Here is a 17,190-nt window from a genome sequence, read left to right on the forward strand (position 1 = left end):
GCGGAGCGTCACGGGCTGCATTCCCACGCGGAGCGTGGGAACGAGCATTGGTGCGTGGGAACGAGCAGGGTCAGGCGTGGGTGCGGGTGCTTTTTTCCACCAGGCACATTGGCGTGCCGGAAACCGGCTCCTGCAGGATCTGCACCTGCACGTCGAACACCTGGCGCATCAGCTCGGCGCTGATCACTTGGGCGGGCGGGCCGTCAGCCACCAGCTTGCCGGCGTGCATCACCGCCAAGTGGTCGGCGTAGCGGCAGGCCTGGTTGATGTCGTGCAGTACGGTGATAACGGTTTTGCCCTCGGCGGCCAGTTCGCCCATCAGGTCGAGCAGTTCCACCTGATGGCTGATGTCGAGGTAAGTGGTGGGTTCGTCGAGCAACACCACTGGCGCATTCTGTGCCAGCACCATGGCCAGCCAGGCGCGCTGGCGCTGGCCGCCGGACAAATCCGCCAACGCGCGGTCGCCCAGGCTGTCCAGCTCCAGGCGCTGCATGGCTTGGGTCACCTGGGCCTGATCATTGCCACTCAAGCGCCCCCACAACGAGTTATGCGGGCTGCGGCCATAGGCGACCAACTGGCGCACGCTGACACCTTCCGGCACCGGCAATACCTGCGGTAAAAATGCGATCTGCCGCGCCAGTTGCCGAGCGGACAGGCTGGCGTAGGCGTGGCCATCCAGGGTCAACTCGCCCTGGGTCGGCTTGAGGATGCGCGCAAACGCCTTGAGCAAGGTGGACTTGCCACAGCCGTTGGGGCCGATCAGCGCGGTGACGCGACCTGTCGGCGGTGCGAACGAAAGGCCCTGCACGATACGCGTGGCGCCGTAGCCGATGTCGAGTTGGTGTGCCTGCAAAATACTCATGTCATCAACCCTTGAACCGTGCCAGCAACCAAAGAAAATACGGCGCACCAATCACCGCCGTAAGCACGCCCGCCGGGATTTCGCTGGGCGCAATCAACGTGCGTCCAAGCGTGTCGGCCAGCACCAGCAATAACGCGCCAATCAGCATCGCAGCCGGCAGCAGGTACTGATGATGCCCACCCACCAGGCGCCGCGCCATGTGCGGTGCGACCAGGCCGATAAAACCAATCGGCCCGATCACGCCGACACCCAGGCTGGTGAGCACCACCGCGCAGGCCATCGCCCACCAACGGGTACGGCCAAGCGCAGTGCCCAGGCTGTGGGCGGCCTCATCGCCGAGAGCAATGAGGTTCAGGGGTTTAGCCAGGCACAGGCCCAACGGGATCAACAGCAGAAACGGCAACACCAGCGCCACATGGTGCCAATTACGGCTCCACAAACTGCCCGTCAGCGCGAGCAACGCGGTGTTGATATCCAACGGATGGGACAGGATCAAAAACTCGGTGACGCTGGACAAGGTCACCGCAATCGCCACCCCCGACAGCGCAAAACGCACCCCGGAAAAACTCACGCCGGTGTTGTACAGCGCCAGCAGCAAGGCCCCACCGGCGCCGCCCAGGCAGGCCACCAGTGGCAGCCAGGCCATCGGCAGGTGTGGCCAGCTGATGATCGCCACGGTCAGCGCCAGCCCGGCGCCTTGGGTCACGCCGAGAATTTCCGGCGAGGCCAGCGGGTTGCGGATCACGCCCTGCACAATCGCACCGGCCAGGCCGAACGCGCAGCCAGCCAGAATGGCGATCAGGCTGCGTGGCAGGCGGTGGTTCCACACTTCAAAATCGAGGGCATCGTGGGCCAGCAGGCGCTCCAGCACGGTGGCAGGTTTGAGCCACACCGTGCCGGCGCTGAGGCTCGCCAGCAACGCCACCAGCAGCAAGCCCAGCAGCAGCCATAAACGTAAGCGTGGCCGAATCATAGGGTGCGCCTGGCAAGAAACAGGAAGAACGGTGCGCCGATCAACGCAGTGACCACACCCGCCGGGGTTTCCACTGGAAAGGCCACCGCGCGACTGAGCAAGTCGGCGCCCAGCACGATCACCGCGCCCAACGCCGCGCTGAGCGGGATCAGCCATCGGTAGTCGTTACCGAGAAACTGGCGAATGATATTGGGCGCGATCAGCCCGACAAAGCCAATGGGGCCGACCGCGCAGACGCTGGCACCCACCAGCAGCAAGCTGGCGACAAACACCTGCAAGCGCAGGCTGGCGATACCGACGCCCAACGAGCGCGCGGCGTCTTCGCCGAGGTTAATCAGGTTCAGCCGCGGCGCACACCACAGCGCCCACACGCCGCCGATCAGCGTGCACGGCCAGAGCAGTTGCACCTGGGCCGCCCCCACATTGGCCAGCGACCCGGCCAGCCAGTTCAGCACGCTTTGGGCCTGGGCCTCGACCAGAATCACCGTGAGCCGGGTCAAGGCCGCGCACAACGCAGCAACCGCCACACCGGCCAACACCAGCCGACCTTGCGCGGTGTTCGGCGACCACGCGCCGCCGAGGCTGAACACCGTGACCCAGGCCAGCGCGCCGCCCAGGCAGGTCATCAACAGGGCGCCACCGGCAAAGGGCGGCGCGACCAAACCGGTGGAAAACAAGGCCAATCCCAATGCCGCGCCAGCCGTCACGCCGAACAACGACGGCGATGCCAGGCGGTTGCGGGTAATGCCTTGCATCAATGCACCGGCCAGGCCCAGGCAGGCACCGACCAACGCCGCGCACAACGCTCGGGGCACGCGCAGCTGCGCCACGATATAGGCCATATTGCCGCCCACGCTGCCCTGGTGAATCAGGCCGTTCCAGGCATCTGTCGCGGTGATAGTGAACGGCGACCAGCTGTACAGCGAGTACCAGAACAACACGGCACCCAGCAGCACAATGCCTGCCGCCGCGAAACTGCGCTGCACGGTTATTGGCTCAATACGGCTTTGCCGCCCTTGAGAATCGCCAAGGTGTCTTCAGCGATTTGCTCCGACGCCAATACACCTCGGTTACGCGCCCAGCTGTCGCCATCGACCTCGGCCACTTGATGATTACGCACCGCACCGAGCACTTGCCACAACGGCTGCTTGCTCCAGGTGTCGACGATACTTGGGCGACGATAGTGACCAACCAGCAACCAGCCAGGGTCAAGCGCGAGCAATTGTTCCAGGCTGACAAATTCAGTTGGCGCAGCCTTGGCACGTACCGACGGCACTTTCAGGCCGATGGCTTGCAGCACGCTGCCGGCGTAGGAGTCAGGCCCGTGTACGGAAAAGCTGTCTTCACGGGCAACCCCGAACAACACGCTGGCACCTGCCGGAATCTGCTTGGCAATCGCCTGCAAGTGCTCACGGTTCTGGGCGATGCGCGCGTGCATCTGCGCGCTTTTGCCCAGGGCCGTGCCGATCAGTTCGGCGGATTTGAGGCTGCCTTCGTAATCCTCTCCACGTGATGGCAGCAACAAGGTCGGCGCGATGCTCGCCAAGTCGCTGTACAACGCCTGATGACGATTGAGGTCGGCAACGATCAAGTCCGGCTTGAGCCGGGCGATTTCTTCGATGCTCGGTTGCGAACGCAGGCCCACCGACTTCCATTGGCCGATGGCCTGGCGCACACGCGGCAAGACGCGGTTGGCATCGCCATCGTCCGCAGCACCGACCGGCGTAACGTCGACGGCGGCGAGGCTGTCGAGAAAGGAGAACTCCAGCACCACCACGCGCTTGGGCGCATCCGGCAGGTGCACCGCGTGCTGGCCATCATTAAGGTCGATGGGCGCGGCGTTCAACACGCTGGAAGACAACGCCAGGAGGCAGGCGGCAAGGGTCGGGATGGAGCGCAGCATTCGCATGACAAAGACCTCGGCGTTAAAACACCCCGGCTGGACGGGCCGGAGAAAACGGCGGGTACTATTCCATATTGAGGCGATGCAATCAAAAAACATTCTTATTAACGCGGCACGTCCGTGGTGTGGGCTGGCTTATGTGGTCAGGGCTATGTGGCAGTTGGCTTGTGTGGGAGCTGGCTTGCCTGCGATAGCATCGACCGGGTCTTACTGACAGACCGAGGTGCCTGTATCGCAGGCAAGCCAGCTCCCACATTGGTCTTCCCCTCATGATCGTTGCGTTTAGAAGTCGACGGTGGCCGACAGCAAATACGTGCGCGGCGTGGACAGGGTCAGGCCCGGCTCACTGTCATCCGAAGCACCCGCTGAACTCCAGTAGCGTTTATCGGCGACGTTCTCGACGTTCGCCCGCAAGGTGATGTGCTTATCGTCGACCTTGAAGGCATAGCGCGCACCGACGTCAAGGCGTGTCCAGGCGTCGATTTCCTTGACGTTGGACTGGTCCAGGTACTGCGAGCTGGAATAGATACCCCGGCTGGTCAGGGTCAGGCCTTCCACCGTCGGCACATCCCATTCGGCGCCCAGGTTGACGTTGTACTTGGGCGTGGCCGGGGCGCGGTTGCCGTCGAAAGTACCGTTGGTGGTGTGGGTCAGTTCGCTGTCGATAACCATCACGCCGCCCAGCAGGCGTACGCCCTTGAGCGGCTCGCCGAACACGCTCAGCTCCACGCCGTCGTTCTGGCGTTTGCCGTTGGGCCCGAACACTCGCGTAGTAGCGTTGGTTTCGTAGGCTGGCTGCTTGATGCGGAACACCGCGGCCGTCACCGCAAACGCGCCGGCGTCGTATTTGGCGCCTACTTCCACCTGGCGGCTGACAAACGGCGGGAAGATTTGATCTTCGTTGATCGAGGTCGACGGCGCGATTTTGCCTTGGCTCAGGCCTTCCATGTAGTTGGCGTACAGCGACAGTTTGTCGGTGGCTTTAAACAGGATGCCGCCGGAGGGCGAGACTTTTTCCTCATCGTAGGCCGTAGCGCCTTTGACGTTGTCGGTCCAGTCGTCGACCTTGACCCGCTGCCAGCGCGCGCCAAGGGTCAGCAGTAAACGTTCGTCGAAAAAGCCCAGGGTATCGGACAGCGCCACGCCACTGAAGCGGTTCTCGGTGTAGACCTTGGAATCCAGGCGTGTTGGCCGTGAAGGGGTTGGGGTTTCTACCGGGTTGTACAGGTTGCTCGGCGCCGCCGCGTAACGGGCGCCGCCGTTTTCAAAGTCCATGTAGAAGTAGCTGGCCGCCAGGTTGATCTCATGGCTGACCGGCCCGGTATGCAACCAACTGCGCACCCCGGCGGTAGCGGTGCGCACGTTTTCATCGCGGGTGAAATCCCGTGGCAATACGCTGAAATCCCCGGCGTTGTTGGTGACGGACACCGCGTGACGCAAGAAGTCGTGGTTGCTTTTACGCGCGCCGACGCCGCCATACAGCATCACGCTGTCACTGAGGTCGAACTCGCCGTTAATCGTGCCGAAGGTGTCATCGGTACGGGCTTTGCTCCAGGGCTGTGCGTAGTTATGCCGTACGTCATTGGCACTCGGCACCCTGGCATTGGCGCCGACTTGTACACGTTCTTGCGGCGCGTCCGTGTCGCGCTCGGTGTGGCCGACATCCGTGGAAAGGCGCAGGCGCTCGCCGCGAAAATCCAGGCCCAGTACCGCCATTTCACGGTCGACGCTCTGGTGATCCCATTCGGTATCGCCGGACTGCTTCACGCCATTGAAACGAATGCCGAACTTATTGTCCTCACCAAAGCGCCGCCCCACATCTACTGCGCCACCGGCCTGGCTGCCGGAGGCCCAGGTGCCGGTCAGCGAGGTGATGTCCTTGTCGGTGGCGCGCTTGGGCACCACATTGATCCCGCCGCCCACGCTGCCGCGCGGCGAGATGCCGTTGATCAACTGGCTCGGGCCTTTGAGGATGTCGACGCGCTCGGCCATTTCCATGTCGATGGTGTAGGTGGGCAGCACGCCGTAAAGGCCGTTGTAGGCCACATCACTGTTGAACAGGCTGAACCCGCGAATGGTGAACTGCTCGTAGCGCCCGCCCGCCGGGTTGGTGGCGCGCACCGACGGGTCGCTGGCGACCAGGTCGCCGAGGGTGCGCGCCTGCTGGTTCTTGACCGCCTCGGCGGTATAGGTGGTCATGCTGAACGGCGTTTCCATAAAGTCCCGTGAGCCGAGCAGGCCTTGCGAGCCACGCCGCGCCACCTGGCCACCGGCATAGGTATCGCCATCGGCCAACCCAGTGGTACCGACGATGGACGTGGGTGCCAGTTGCAGGCTGCCGCTTTCCGGCACCGGCATCAGCCTGTAGGCCTGCGTGCCCATCGGTTGCAATTGCAGGCCCGAGCCCGTCAGCAACTGGGCAAAGCCCTCCTCCACGCCGTATTCACCCGACAAGCCGGCGCTGCTGCGACCGCTGACCAGCGCCGGGTCCACCGACAGATTGACCCCGGCGAGCCCGGCGAAGCGCGTCAATGCGGCGCTCAGGCTACCGGCCGGCACCTGGTAACTGCGGCGGGCGGTGCTGTCTTCGGCATAGCTGAGCGGGACAAATAACGGGCTGGCACTGAGGCTCAGCATCAGGCTCAGGTTCAGCAACGGGCGCAAGCGCATGGGTCGGACTGCGGGCATGGGGAGTAGCTCTCGATTTTGTTCACTTGCCTGGAATGACAGGCGAGGCGCAAAAAAGGGACAGGGGTTGGCGATTTTTTTCAGCAGATAAAGCCTTCGTCTTGCATAGAGGGCAGCCATTGCTCACGATGTCGCCTGATTTCAATCTCTGCATAAAGGCTCACCGCATGAAGTTATTGCGTAAATGGCGCGAAAAAAAAGCGCGCAAGGCAATACGCGCGCTCTCCCCGCTGGAGCGCTCGACGCAAAAACTGCGCAACCGCTATCCAAACTACAGCTTTGGCATAGGCACCTACGGCGATTTGAAGGTGCACGACTGGCATGAAGGCACGACCCTGCGTGTCGGCGCCTACACCTCGATTGCCGGCAATGTGGAAGTGTATTTGGGCGGCCATCATCGCACCGACTGGCTCAGTTGCTACCCCTTCCCCGCCAAGATGAAAAGCCTCGCGCACATTACCGACTTTGGTGGAAGCAAAGGCGACGTGATCATTGGCAATGATTGCTGGATCAGCTCCCACGCGAAGATTCTGTCGGGCGTGACCATCGGCAATGGCGCAGTCGTGGCGGCAGGCGCGATTGTGACCAAGGATGTGGCGCCTTACGCCATCGTCGGCGGCAACCCGGCCAAACATATCCGTTGGCGTTTTGATGAATCGACTCGGCTGATCCTTGAGCAATCCGCCTGGTGGGACTGGCCGGAGGCTGAGGTGCGTGAGGTGGCGCATTTGCTGTGCAGTACGGATATCGGGCCGTTTGTGGAGTACCTCAGCCAGCGCGGGCGTTCGGCTGGCTGAAGCCTTCAGCGCTTGATCCAATCCAGATCCACGGCACCTTGAATGCCATCGACCTGGCCTTTGCTGCTGTGCTGCCACCAGTGCCAGCGCTTGCCGTGGCTACGCCAGGTTTCGGGCACCGTCGGCTGCTTGGCATCCCAGTGGGCGATCCACAACGGGCACCGGCTGAAATCGTACTTGCGCCACGCCACACGGTCAGCCCAGATGCTGGGTGACGTGTAGATGTAGGGATGGGCGCCATCGAGCACCTGCGTGCTGAGCAGCATTACCAGTTCGTACAAGGCATCGGCCATCTGATCCGGGCTCGCCGTTTCGTTGCGCGAGGTTTCTACATCAATGGCCAGGATGTGCTTCCCGACCTCGAAGTTGGCCTCGCAGAGCCGCTGCCGAATATTGGCCAGTTGTTCGCCGGGGGTACTGCTCAGTGCACGAAAGTAGTGGTAAACCCCCGCAGTCAAACCGTGGGCCAGCATCCCGGCAAAGTTTGTTGCAAACCGAGGGTCAGTGTAGGTGCCCCCTTCGGTCATCTTCACAATGGCATGGGTGACACCGGCTGACGCGACGCGGCGCCAGTCGATCTCTCCTTGCCAGCGCGATACATCAATGCCACGAGCATGGGTGGTAGGGGTTTGCTGTTCACAACTCATGAGTTTCTCCAAGACGCTGGGTGCTTTATGCAACCTTTCATCTCGGATACTTTCATTCTAAAGCGCCGAAAAACCGTATAAGAGTACTGCCTGCTTAGGGATGCGCTTGGGTATGGCAGACGGTACAAGGGTGAAAAATTGGGGCGTTCCCCAAAAAACGCGCACATGAAAAAGCCCAACCTTTTCAGATTGGGCTAAGTCATTGAAAAATATGGTCGGGACGGAGTGATTCGAACACTCGACCCCTAGCACCCCATGCTAGTGCGCTACCGGACTGCGCTACGCCCCGACTAGGCGTGTTACTGGGTTTGCTTCGTAACGAAGCGATCCGGAATATACCGCAAGCTTTTGAAATGTGGAAGTATTTTAAAAGCTTGTATCACTTCTTCAGAACCACCAGCACATCTTCGAGTTCGGAGATCATCTGGCGGATCATTTGCTTGTATTGGGTGGTGTCGTCTTTGGCTTCATCACCGGACATACGCTGGCGCGCGCCGCTGATGGTGAACCCCTGGTCGTACAGCAACGCACGGATCTGTCGGATCATCAGCACATCCTGGCGCTGATAATACCGACGGTTCCCGGTGCGTTTGACGGGGTTGAGTTGAGGAAACTCCTGCTCCCAATAGCGCAGCACGTGCGGCTTGACCGCACAGAGCTCGCTGACTTCACCAATGGTGAAGTAGCGTTTGCCTGGGATGACGGGTAGTTCGTCGTTATGACTTGGTTCCAGCATAAGCCTCAACTCGGGCCTTCAACTTCTGCCCTGGACGAAAGGTGACCACACGGCGAGCCGTGATCGGGATTTCTTCTCCCGTTTTTGGATTGCGGCCAGGCCGCTGGCGTTTGTCCCGCAGGTCAAAATTGCCGAAACCGGACAATTTGACCTGTTCGTTGTCTTCCAGAGCGTGCCGAATTTCTTCAAAGAACAGCTCGACCAATTCCTTGGCTTCGCGTTTGTTCAGACCCAACTCTTCGTACAGACGTTCCGCCATCTCAGCTTTCGTCAAAGCCCCCATACGTCACTTCCTTAACGTGGCGTTCAACCTTTGTTCGAGCGAGGTGAGGATATTTTGTGTCGTGGTATTCACCTCATCGTCATTAAGAGTGCGCGATGGATGCTGCCAGGTCAAGCCAACTGCAAGGCTTTTTCTATGCGGATCAATGCCTTTACCCTGATAGACGTCAAATAGCCTGAGGTCTGTCAGCCATTCCCCTGCATTTTCACGGATTACGTCCAGAACGGCAGTGGCGGCCACTTCACGGTCGGCGATCAGCGCGAGGTCACGACGCACTTCAGGGAAGCGCGACAACTCGCTGAATTTAGGCATCTTGCCCGACGCCACTTCAGCCAGAACCAGCTCAAAAACAAAGACCGGACGGTCAAGGCCCAGGGTTTTCGACAGCTCAGGGTGGATAGCACCGACAAAACCCACCAAACGCCCTTCGCGCTCGATACGTGCAGTCTGGCCCGGGTGCAATGCCGGGTGGCTACCAGGCACAAACGTGAAGTCATCCAGTGCACCGGCAAAGCCCAGCACCGCTTCCACATCGGCTTTAACGTCGAAGAAGTCCACGCCATCGCGGCCCTGTGCCCAGCCTTCTGGCAGGCGGCTACCGCAGACAACACCGGCCAGCATCGGCTCTTGCTTGAGGCCGTCGAGTTGGCCGACAAAACGCAGGCCGCTTTCGAACATGCGCACGCGGTCCTGCTGACGGTTCAGGTTATGGGAAAGTGCCTTAACCAGACCCGGCCACAGCGACGAACGCATGGCAGCCATGTCATTGGAGATCGGGTTAGCCAACAGCAACGGCTCAACACCTGGGTTGAACAGCTCAAACTGCTTTGGATCGATGAAGCTATAAGTCACCGCTTCCTGGTAGCCACGGGCAACCAGCAGGCGACGCAACTCTGGCAGGTGCGCACGCGCCTCGGCCTTGGGTTGCGGTGCCAGACGCGCTTGCGGGTAGCGAACCGGCAGGCGGTTGTAGCCGTACAGGCGGGCCAGCTCTTCGATCAGGTCGACTTCCAGGCTGATGTCGAAACGATGGCTTGGCACTTCTACGTGCCATTGCCCTTCCCCACCGGCGGAAATACCCAGGCCGAGTGCGGACAGCAGTTGCTCGATTTGCGCAGGTTCAATCACCAGGCCAAGCATTTGCTCGACGCTTTTGGCGCGCAGGGTGATCGGTGCAATCGACGGCAGGAACTGCTCGTTGACGGTTTCAGTGATCGGGCCGGCTTCGCCGCCAGTGATTTCCAGCAGCAGGCCAGTGGCGCGCTCCATGGCTTCACGGGCCAGTTTCCAGTCCACGCCACGCTCGTAGCGGTGCGACGCATCGGTGTGCAGGCCGTAGGAACGGGCCTTGCCAGCGATGGCGATCTGGTCGAAGAATGCGCTCTCAAGGAAAATATCGCGGGTGGTTTCGGACACGCCGCTGTGCTCGCCACCCATCACGCCGGCAATCGCCAGGGCGCGGGAATGGTCGGCAATTACCAGGGTGTCAGCGCGCAGGCTGACTTCCTGGCCGTCGAGCAATACCAGCTTCTCGCCTTCTTCGGCCATGCGCACGCGGATGCCGCCATTGATTTCGGCAAGATCGAAGGCGTGCAGCGGTTGGCCCAGCTCCAGCATCACGTAGTTGGTGATGTCCACGGCGGCATCGATGCTGCGCACGTCGGCGCGACGCAGGCGCTCAACCATCCACAGCGGGGTTGGCTTGGACAGGTCGACGTTGCGGATCACACGACCCAGGTAACGTGGGCAGGCGTTTGGCGCCAGTACGTCGACAGGGCGCACTTCGTCATGCACTGCAGCGATTGCGGCAACCACTGGGCGGGTGACCGGGGCGTTGTACAGCGCACCCACTTCGCGGGCCAGGCCAGCGAGGGACAGGCAGTCACCCCGGTTCGGGGTCAGGTCGACCTCGATGCTGGCGTCTTCCAGTTCAAGGTAAACGCGAATGTCCTGACCCACTGGCGCATCGGCCGGCAGCTCCATCAGGCCATCATTGCCTTCGCCGACTTGCAGCTCGGCCTGGGAACACAGCATGCCGTTGGACTCAACGCCACGCAGCTTGGCTTTCTTGATCTTGAAGTCGCCCGGCAGTTCGGCGCCGATCATGGCAAACGGAATCTTCAGGCCCGGGCGCACGTTTGGCGCTCCGCACACGACCTGGAAGGTTTCCACGCCATTGCTGACCTGGCACACACGCAGCTTGTCGGCATCGGGGTGCTGCTCGGTGCTCAGCACCTCGCCCACCACCACGCCGGTGAAAACACCGGCGGCCGGCGTTACGCTATCGACCTCAAGGCCGGCCATCGACAGACGAGCAACCAGCTCGTCGCGATCTACCTGCGGGCTTACCCAGCCACGCAGCCATTGTTCACTGAATTTCATCCTGCTCTCCTAAAGATTCGTTACGACTAGCGAAATTGCGCGAGGAACCGCAAGTCGTTGTCGAAGAACAGACGCAAGTCGTTCACGCCGTAACGCAGCATGGCCAGGCGCTCAACGCCCATGCCGAAGGCAAAGCCCGAGAACTCTTCCGGGTCGATCCCGGACATGCGCAGCACGTTAGGGTGAACCATGCCGCAGCCCATCACTTCCAGCCAGCCGGTCTGCTTGCAGACGCGGCAGCCTTTGCCGCTGCACATCACGCATTCCATGTCGACTTCAGCGGATGGCTCGGTGAACGGGAAGAACGATGGACGGAAACGCACCGCCAGCTCTTTCTCGAAGAACACCCGCAGGAACTCTTCGATGGTGCCTTTGAGGTCGGCGAAATTGATGTCGCGATCGACCAGCAGGCCTTCGACCTGGTGGAACATCGGCGAGTGGGTGATATCAGAGTCGCTGCGGTACACACGGCCTGGGCAGACGATGCGGATCGGCGGCTTGTTCGCTTCCATGGTGCGGACCTGTACCGGCGAGGTATGGGTGCGCAACAGCATGTTCGCGTTGAAATAGAAGGTGTCGTGCATCGACCGGGCCGGGTGATGGCCTGGGATGTTGAGCGCCTCGAAGTTGTGATAGTCGTCTTCGACCTCGGGGCCTTCGGCAATGCCGTAACCGATATGGGTGAAGAACTGCTCGATACGTTCCAGAGTCCGGGTGATCGGATGCAGACCGCCCGAGGCCTGGCCACGACCAGGCAAGGTGACGTCAATGGACTCGGCGGCGAGCTTGGCCGCAAGATCGGCCTCCTCGAGCGACGCCTTGCGCGCATTGAGCACCTCGGTGACACGCTCCTTGGCGACGTTGATCAGCGCGCCGACTTGCGGACGCTCTTCAGCCGGCAAATTCCCCAGGGTCTTCATCACCTGAGTCAATTCACCTTTTTTGCCAAGGTAGTGAACCCGGATTTGCTCCAGGGCATTTACATCTTCAGCGCTATGCACAGCCTCAAGAGCTTGGGCAACGAGCGCATCCAGGTTTTCCATGTACAGACTCCAGATACAAAATAGGGGAAGAGCTTGAAGGCTCTTCCCCTATTTATGACGTTTACCACCTTGGGCTACAGGAGCAGCCCAAGGTGACTGTCGGGGGTACTTAAGCCAAGGTGGCTTTAGCTTTCTCGACAATCGCAGCAAACACCGCTTTTTCGTTCACGGCCAGTTCAGCCAGAACCTTACGGTCGATTTCGATGGACGCTTTTTTCAGGCCAGCGATGAAACGGCTGTAGGACAGACCGTTAACACGTGCACCAGCATTGATACGAGCGATCCACAGAGCGCGGAACTGACGTTTTTTCTGACGACGGTCGCGGTAGGCGTATTGGCCTGCCTTGATTACCGCTTGCTTGGCAACACGGAATACGCGTGAACGCGCGCCGTAGTAGCCTTTAGCAAGTTTCAGAATTTTTTTGTGACGCTTACGGGCAATGACGCCACGCTTTACACGAGCCATGAGTTATTCCTCTATTCTTGACTAAAATTAACGAAGGCGCAGCATGCGCTCGACTTTTGCCACGTCAGACGGATGCAGCAAGCTGCTACCGCGCAGTTGACGCTTACGCTTGGTCGACATTTTGGTCAGAATGTGGCTCTTGAAAGCGTGCTTGTGCTTGATACCGTTAGCAGTTTTCAGAAACCGCTTAGCAGCACCACTTTTAGTTTTCATCTTTGGCATGTTCGGTACTCCGCATTCAGTTGATAAACATAATCAGAAGGCCTGCCGTGCCCTGTTGATTACTTCTTCTTTTTCGGGGCGATGACCATAATAAGCTGGCGTCCTTCCATCTTAGGATGCTGTTCGACCGAACCGTACTCGAGCAAGTCAGCTTCAACCCGCTTGAGGAGTTCCATCCCCAGCTCCTGGTGGGCCATCTCACGGCCGCGGAATCGCAAGGATACCTTGGCCCTGTCCCCATCACTCAGGAAACGTACCAGGTTGCGCAGTTTTACCTGGTAATCCCCTTCCTCCGTCCCTGGACGAAACTTGATTTCTTTTACTTGAATCTGCTTCTGGTTCTTCTTCGCTGCGGCAACCTGTTTCTTCTTCTCGAAGATCGATTTGCCGTAGTCCATCACCCGACAAACAGGTGGGATTGCATCGGCGGAGATTTCCACCAGGTCCAATTTGGACTCTTCAGCAATACGAAGCGCTTCATCAATCGAGACGATGCCAATCTGCTCGCCGTCAGCGCCAATTAACCGAACCTCGCGTGCCGAGATATTCTCGTTGATCGGGGCTTTCGGTGCAGCTCGTTTATCTTGTCTCATTTCACGCTTAATAATAATTACTCCGAATCTGGGCGACCACGCCGGGAAACCGCTTGCGCGAGGAACTCAGCGAACTGGGCGACGGGCATCGAGCCCAGGTCAGCACCTTCACGAGTACGCACAGCGACAGTCTGCATCTCGACTTCCCGATCTCCGATAACCAAAAGATAGGGAACCTTGAGCAAAGTATGCTCGCGGATTTTAAAGCCGATCTTTTCATTTCTCAAGTCGGACTTGGCACGAAATCCGCTTTCGTTGAGAGTTTTTTCAACTTCAGCGGCAAAATCGGCCTGTTTATCAGTGATATTCATGATCACTGCCTGGGTCGGAGCCAGCCACGCAGGGAATGCACCCTCGTAGTGCTCGATCAGGATACCGACGAACCGTTCGAACGAGCCGAGGATCGCCCGGTGCAGCATAACCGGGTGCTTGCGGCTGTTATCTTCGGAGACGTATTCGGCTCCCAAACGGATCGGCAGGTTAAAATCGAGCTGCAGGGTACCACACTGCCAGACGCGACCAAGGCAATCTTTCAGCGAGAACTCGATCTTCGGACCGTAGAAGGCCCCCTCACCCGGCTGCAGATCGTACGCAAGGCCCGCGCTATCTAGCGCAGCGGCCAGTGCAGATTCAGCGCGATCCCACAGTTCGTCGGAACCAACACGTTTTTCCGGACGAGTGGACAGTTTCATTTCGACTTCGGTGAAACCGAAATCGCGATAAACATCCATGGTCAGCTTGATGAACGCGGCGGATTCAGCCTGCATCTGCTCTTCGGTGCAGAAGATGTGAGCGTCGTCCTGGGTGAAGCCACGCACACGCATGATGCCGTGCAGCGCACCCGACGGTTCGTTACGGTGGCAGGCACCGAACTCGGCCAGGCGCATCGGCAACTCGCGGTAGCTCTTCAGGCCCTGGTTGAACACCTGCACGTGGCATGGGCAGTTCATTGGCTTGATGGCGTAGTCGCGGTTTTCCGACTGCGTGGTGAACATGTTGTCGGCGTAGTTGGCCCAGTGTCCGGATTTCTCCCACAGGCTGCGGTCAACAACCTGAGGCGTCTTGATCTCCAGGTAGCCGTTGTCACGCTGAACCTTGCGCATGTACTGCTCGAGCACCTGGTACAGGGTCCAGCCGTTCGGGTGCCAGAACACCATGCCCGGCGCTTCTTCCTGGAGGTGAAACAGGTTCAGGCGCTTGCCGATTTTGCGGTGGTCACGCTTTTCAGCTTCTTCGATGCGCTGGATGTAGGCCGCCAGTTGCTTCTTGTCAGCCCAGGCCGTGCCGTAGATCCGCTGCAATTGTTCGTTCTTCGCATCACCGCGCCAGTAGGCACCGGACAGCTTGGTCAGCTTGAACGACTTGAGGAAGCGTGTGTTCGGCACGTGCGGACCACGGCACATGTCGACATATTCTTCGTGGTAATACAGGCCCATGGCCTGTTCGTCCGGCATGTCTTCCACCAGACGCAGCTTGTAGTCTTCGCCACGGGCGGTGAACACGTCGATCACTTCGGCGCGCGGCGTGACCTTCTTGATCACGTCGTAATCTTTTTCGATCAGCGCGTGCATGCGCGCTTCGATAGCGGCCAGGTCGTCCGGAGTGAAAGGACGCTCATAGGCGATATCGTAGTAAAAGCCTTCGTCAATGACCGGGCCGATCACCATTTTTGCCGTTGGGTACAGCTGCTTGACCGCATGGCCAATCAGGTGCGCGCAAGAGTGGCGAATGATCTCCAGCCCCTCTTGATCCTTGGGCGTGATGATTTGCAGGCTGGCATCACCAGTGATCAGGTCGCTGGCGTCAACCAGCTTGCCGTCGACCTTGCCGGCCACGGTGGCCTTGGCAAGACCTGCACCAATGGATGCGGCGACCTCGGCTACGGAAACCGAATGATCGAATGAACGTTGACTGCCGTCGGGAAGAGTAATAGTTGGCATGGCGCCTCCTCTCCTAGTGGTGACCCCTACCAAAGGTCACGTGGGTTGGGATGAGCCAGTACAAGATCCAACACCAGGCCGTTCAATGATGAACGCCTGCCTTACAGCGGCAGGAGCCTTTCGGCCAACCGATAATCGAACCAGAGTGACTGGAGTGAACTCAAAAAACATGGCAAGGCGGCAATGGGCGCGCCTGGAAATAGCCAAGCAGAGGATGCTAGCACAGATGAACGGTCATCGCGCCTGCCGCGCCTGATGAAACATAAAATCCCGTGTTTGATGCCTGTAAAAGTGAACTTGAGCTGTACGAAAGCCCTCAAACCCGCTGAGAATCGCTGTTTGCCCACGAATCAAAGGAGCACTTCATGATGCGCTTTACCTCGACCCTCGCTCTCGCCGCTTCCCTGGCTTTCTTGTCTGTTGGCGCGCACGCCGCCGCCCCTTCGAACTGGCCTGAAGGTGCCCGTGACAGCTTCATCAAGGATTGCAGCTCGGCAGCCCAACAAAACGTGGACGCCAAAACCGCCAAAAGCCATTGCGAATGTGGCGCGGACAAGATCAATGCCGAATTGAGCACCGCTGAAATCAAAGAGCTCATGACTAACCCGAACTCCAGCCCCGAGCTAAAAAACAAAGCTGTCGCGGCTATTTCGTCCTGCAAAGTCGTGAAGAAAAAATAACAACGACCACTGATCAGACGGCCATTTGACTGAAAAAACAGCCTGAAAACTGCCATTTCGCACAAATTACGCAGCTTTTACGGCTTTTTTTAACAGCTGGTATTTCGCTGCAAAGCCCCGTAGATCGGGGCTTTCAGCCAACCAAGGCACTAAACGCAACGCTATTGATTAGCAAACAATGCCTTGGGGGGGCTTACAAGCCGAACATTTCGACTATGATACCCCGGTGTGCCCAGTTGGCCTGAGCAGCACAGCACTACTGAAAATATATGTTTCTTGGAGATACACCATGTCTAATCGCCAAACCGGCACCGTTAAATGGTTCAACGATGAAAAAGGCTTCGGCTTCATCACTCCTCAAGGTGGCGGTGACGACCTGTTCGTACACTTCAAAGCTATCGAAAGCGACGGTTTCAAAAGCCTGAAAGAAGGCCAAACCGTTTCCTTCGTGGCTGAGAAAGGCCAAAAGGGTATGCAAGCTGCACAGGTTCGCGGCGAGTAATTCTCCGCTGAGCTAAAAAAAACCCCGTCCATGTGACGGGGTTTTTTATGGGCGCTGCAAAAGCCGGGAGGCGATCAGCCGCAGTTGACCCGCGTGATCACCAGGTTGTCGTCGGTGTTCAGGTTCAGACGGTCGGAGCGGTATTCCAGGGTGATCATGTCGTTAGGCTTGAGGATACGTGCGTTCTGCGCGCCGGCACGGGTACGCGCCTGCTCCAGCAGTTGAGGCGAGGCTTTCTGGCCGATAGCGAATTCGGCAGCCTTCGACTCGCAGCGAGTGTGACCTGCATCGGCAACGGCGGCATCTTTGCCCGGCTCAGGGGCACCCGGGGTGCTGCAACCCGCCAACGCGAGTGCTGCCAACAAAGTACCGAATGATGCGAGCTTCCAAGGCATGAAGCCTCCTATGAAAAAAATGGACAGAGATCGTGCGACAGCGATCTGGCGGTTTGGTTTCAAGACGTAAATCGCCTA

18 protein-coding genes and 1 tRNA gene are annotated in these 17,190 nt (G+C 59.3%); 3 read left to right on the plus strand and 16 right to left on the minus strand.

The annotated features are described in order from the left end of the window. Positions 1–70: 70 nt before the first annotated feature. From fecE to HBO41_RS27855, 5 genes are all read right to left on the minus strand, one after another. Entirely contained in the window at positions 71–862 is a 792-nt protein-coding gene (gene fecE, locus HBO41_RS27835) for a Fe(3+) dicitrate ABC transporter ATP-binding protein FecE (RefSeq protein ID WP_169988565.1), read from the minus strand. 4 nt (positions 863–866) lie between these two features. Next, positions 867–1,835, minus strand: coding sequence for an iron ABC transporter permease (locus HBO41_RS27840; protein WP_169988567.1), 969 nt, complete (start codon positions 1,833–1,835; stop codon positions 867–869). Further along, complete coding sequence (gene fecC, locus HBO41_RS27845; protein ID WP_169988569.1) at positions 1,832–2,821, minus strand: iron-dicitrate ABC transporter permease FecC; 990 nt, start codon at positions 2,819–2,821, stop codon at positions 1,832–1,834. The genes HBO41_RS27840 and fecC overlap by 4 nt, the downstream gene beginning before the upstream one ends. Positions 2,822–2,823: 2 nt before the next feature. Further along, positions 2,824–3,738, minus strand: coding sequence for a Fe(3+) dicitrate ABC transporter substrate-binding protein (locus tag HBO41_RS27850; RefSeq protein WP_017138702.1), 915 nt, complete (start codon positions 3,736–3,738; stop codon positions 2,824–2,826). Between the two features lie 282 nt (positions 3,739–4,020). After that, entirely contained in the window at positions 4,021–6,426 is a 2,406-nt protein-coding gene (locus HBO41_RS27855; RefSeq protein ID WP_169988571.1) for a TonB-dependent receptor, read from the minus strand. A gap of 167 nt (positions 6,427–6,593) precedes the next feature. On the opposite strand from HBO41_RS27855, the gene HBO41_RS27860 reads away from it, so the two are divergent. Next, on the plus strand, positions 6,594–7,223 hold the full coding sequence (locus HBO41_RS27860) for a CatB-related O-acetyltransferase (RefSeq protein WP_138449536.1): 630 nt from the start codon (positions 6,594–6,596) through the stop codon (positions 7,221–7,223). A gap of 5 nt (positions 7,224–7,228) precedes the next feature. Here the strand turns inward: HBO41_RS27860 and HBO41_RS27865 are convergent, their stop codons facing one another. From HBO41_RS27865 to thrS, 10 genes are all read right to left on the minus strand, one after another. Continuing rightward, positions 7,229–7,870, minus strand: a complete 642-nt coding sequence (locus HBO41_RS27865) for a glycoside hydrolase family 25 protein (protein WP_099549938.1) — start codon at positions 7,868–7,870, stop codon at positions 7,229–7,231. Between the two features lie 212 nt (positions 7,871–8,082). Beyond that, positions 8,083–8,159: transfer RNA gene (locus HBO41_RS27870), tRNA-Pro, on the minus strand. A gap of 90 nt (positions 8,160–8,249) precedes the next feature. Further along, a complete protein-coding gene (locus HBO41_RS27875; protein WP_003219935.1) occupies positions 8,250–8,606 on the minus strand; it encodes a MerR family transcriptional regulator in 357 nt (118 codons plus the stop codon). Next, positions 8,587–8,889: an integration host factor subunit alpha gene (ihfA, locus tag HBO41_RS27880; RefSeq protein ID WP_002553164.1), complete on the minus strand. Its 303-nt coding sequence runs from the start codon at positions 8,887–8,889 to the stop codon at positions 8,587–8,589. Before ihfA ends, HBO41_RS27875 begins: the two co-directional genes overlap by 20 nt. A gap of 3 nt (positions 8,890–8,892) precedes the next feature. Next, positions 8,893–11,271: a phenylalanine--tRNA ligase subunit beta gene (gene pheT / locus HBO41_RS27885; protein ID WP_017138780.1), complete on the minus strand. Its 2,379-nt coding sequence runs from the start codon at positions 11,269–11,271 to the stop codon at positions 8,893–8,895. 26 nt (positions 11,272–11,297) lie between these two features. Continuing rightward, entirely contained in the window at positions 11,298–12,314 is a 1,017-nt protein-coding gene (gene pheS / locus HBO41_RS27890; protein WP_034117607.1) for a phenylalanine--tRNA ligase subunit alpha, read from the minus strand. Between the two features lie 109 nt (positions 12,315–12,423). Beyond that, positions 12,424–12,780 (minus strand): 50S ribosomal protein L20, encoded by a 357-nt coding sequence (gene rplT, locus HBO41_RS27895; protein ID WP_003174975.1) that lies wholly within the window; start codon positions 12,778–12,780, stop codon positions 12,424–12,426. A gap of 27 nt (positions 12,781–12,807) precedes the next feature. After that, a complete protein-coding gene (rpmI, locus tag HBO41_RS27900) occupies positions 12,808–13,002 on the minus strand; it encodes a 50S ribosomal protein L35 (protein ID WP_002553160.1) in 195 nt (64 codons plus the stop codon). A 59-nt stretch (positions 13,003–13,061) separates the two neighbouring features. Then, positions 13,062–13,613, minus strand: a complete 552-nt coding sequence (gene infC / locus HBO41_RS27905) for a translation initiation factor IF-3 (RefSeq protein ID WP_015884933.1) — start codon at positions 13,611–13,613, stop codon at positions 13,062–13,064. After that, positions 13,613–15,535 (minus strand): threonine--tRNA ligase, encoded by a 1,923-nt coding sequence (thrS, locus tag HBO41_RS27910; protein WP_017138778.1) that lies wholly within the window; start codon positions 15,533–15,535, stop codon positions 13,613–13,615. Before thrS ends, infC begins: the two co-directional genes overlap by 1 nt. Before the next feature lie 365 nt (positions 15,536–15,900). On the opposite strand from thrS, the gene HBO41_RS27915 reads away from it, so the two are divergent. Both HBO41_RS27915 and HBO41_RS27920 read left to right on the plus strand, forming a co-directional pair. Continuing rightward, positions 15,901–16,215 (plus strand): hypothetical protein, encoded by a 315-nt coding sequence (locus tag HBO41_RS27915; protein WP_017138777.1) that lies wholly within the window; start codon positions 15,901–15,903, stop codon positions 16,213–16,215. A 289-nt stretch (positions 16,216–16,504) separates the two neighbouring features. After that, entirely contained in the window at positions 16,505–16,717 is a 213-nt protein-coding gene (locus HBO41_RS27920) for a cold-shock protein (protein WP_003234260.1), read from the plus strand. Between the two features lie 74 nt (positions 16,718–16,791). On the opposite strand, the gene HBO41_RS27925 is transcribed toward HBO41_RS27920, so the two are convergent. After that, entirely contained in the window at positions 16,792–17,112 is a 321-nt protein-coding gene (locus tag HBO41_RS27925) for an I78 family peptidase inhibitor (protein WP_017138776.1), read from the minus strand. Positions 17,113–17,190 lie beyond the last annotated feature (78 nt).

Origin of the sequence: Pseudomonas sp. WS 5146, assembly GCF_012985495.1 — a bacterium.
In the GTDB taxonomy this organism is placed as follows: Bacteria; Pseudomonadota; Gammaproteobacteria; order Pseudomonadales; family Pseudomonadaceae; genus Aquipseudomonas; species Aquipseudomonas edaphica.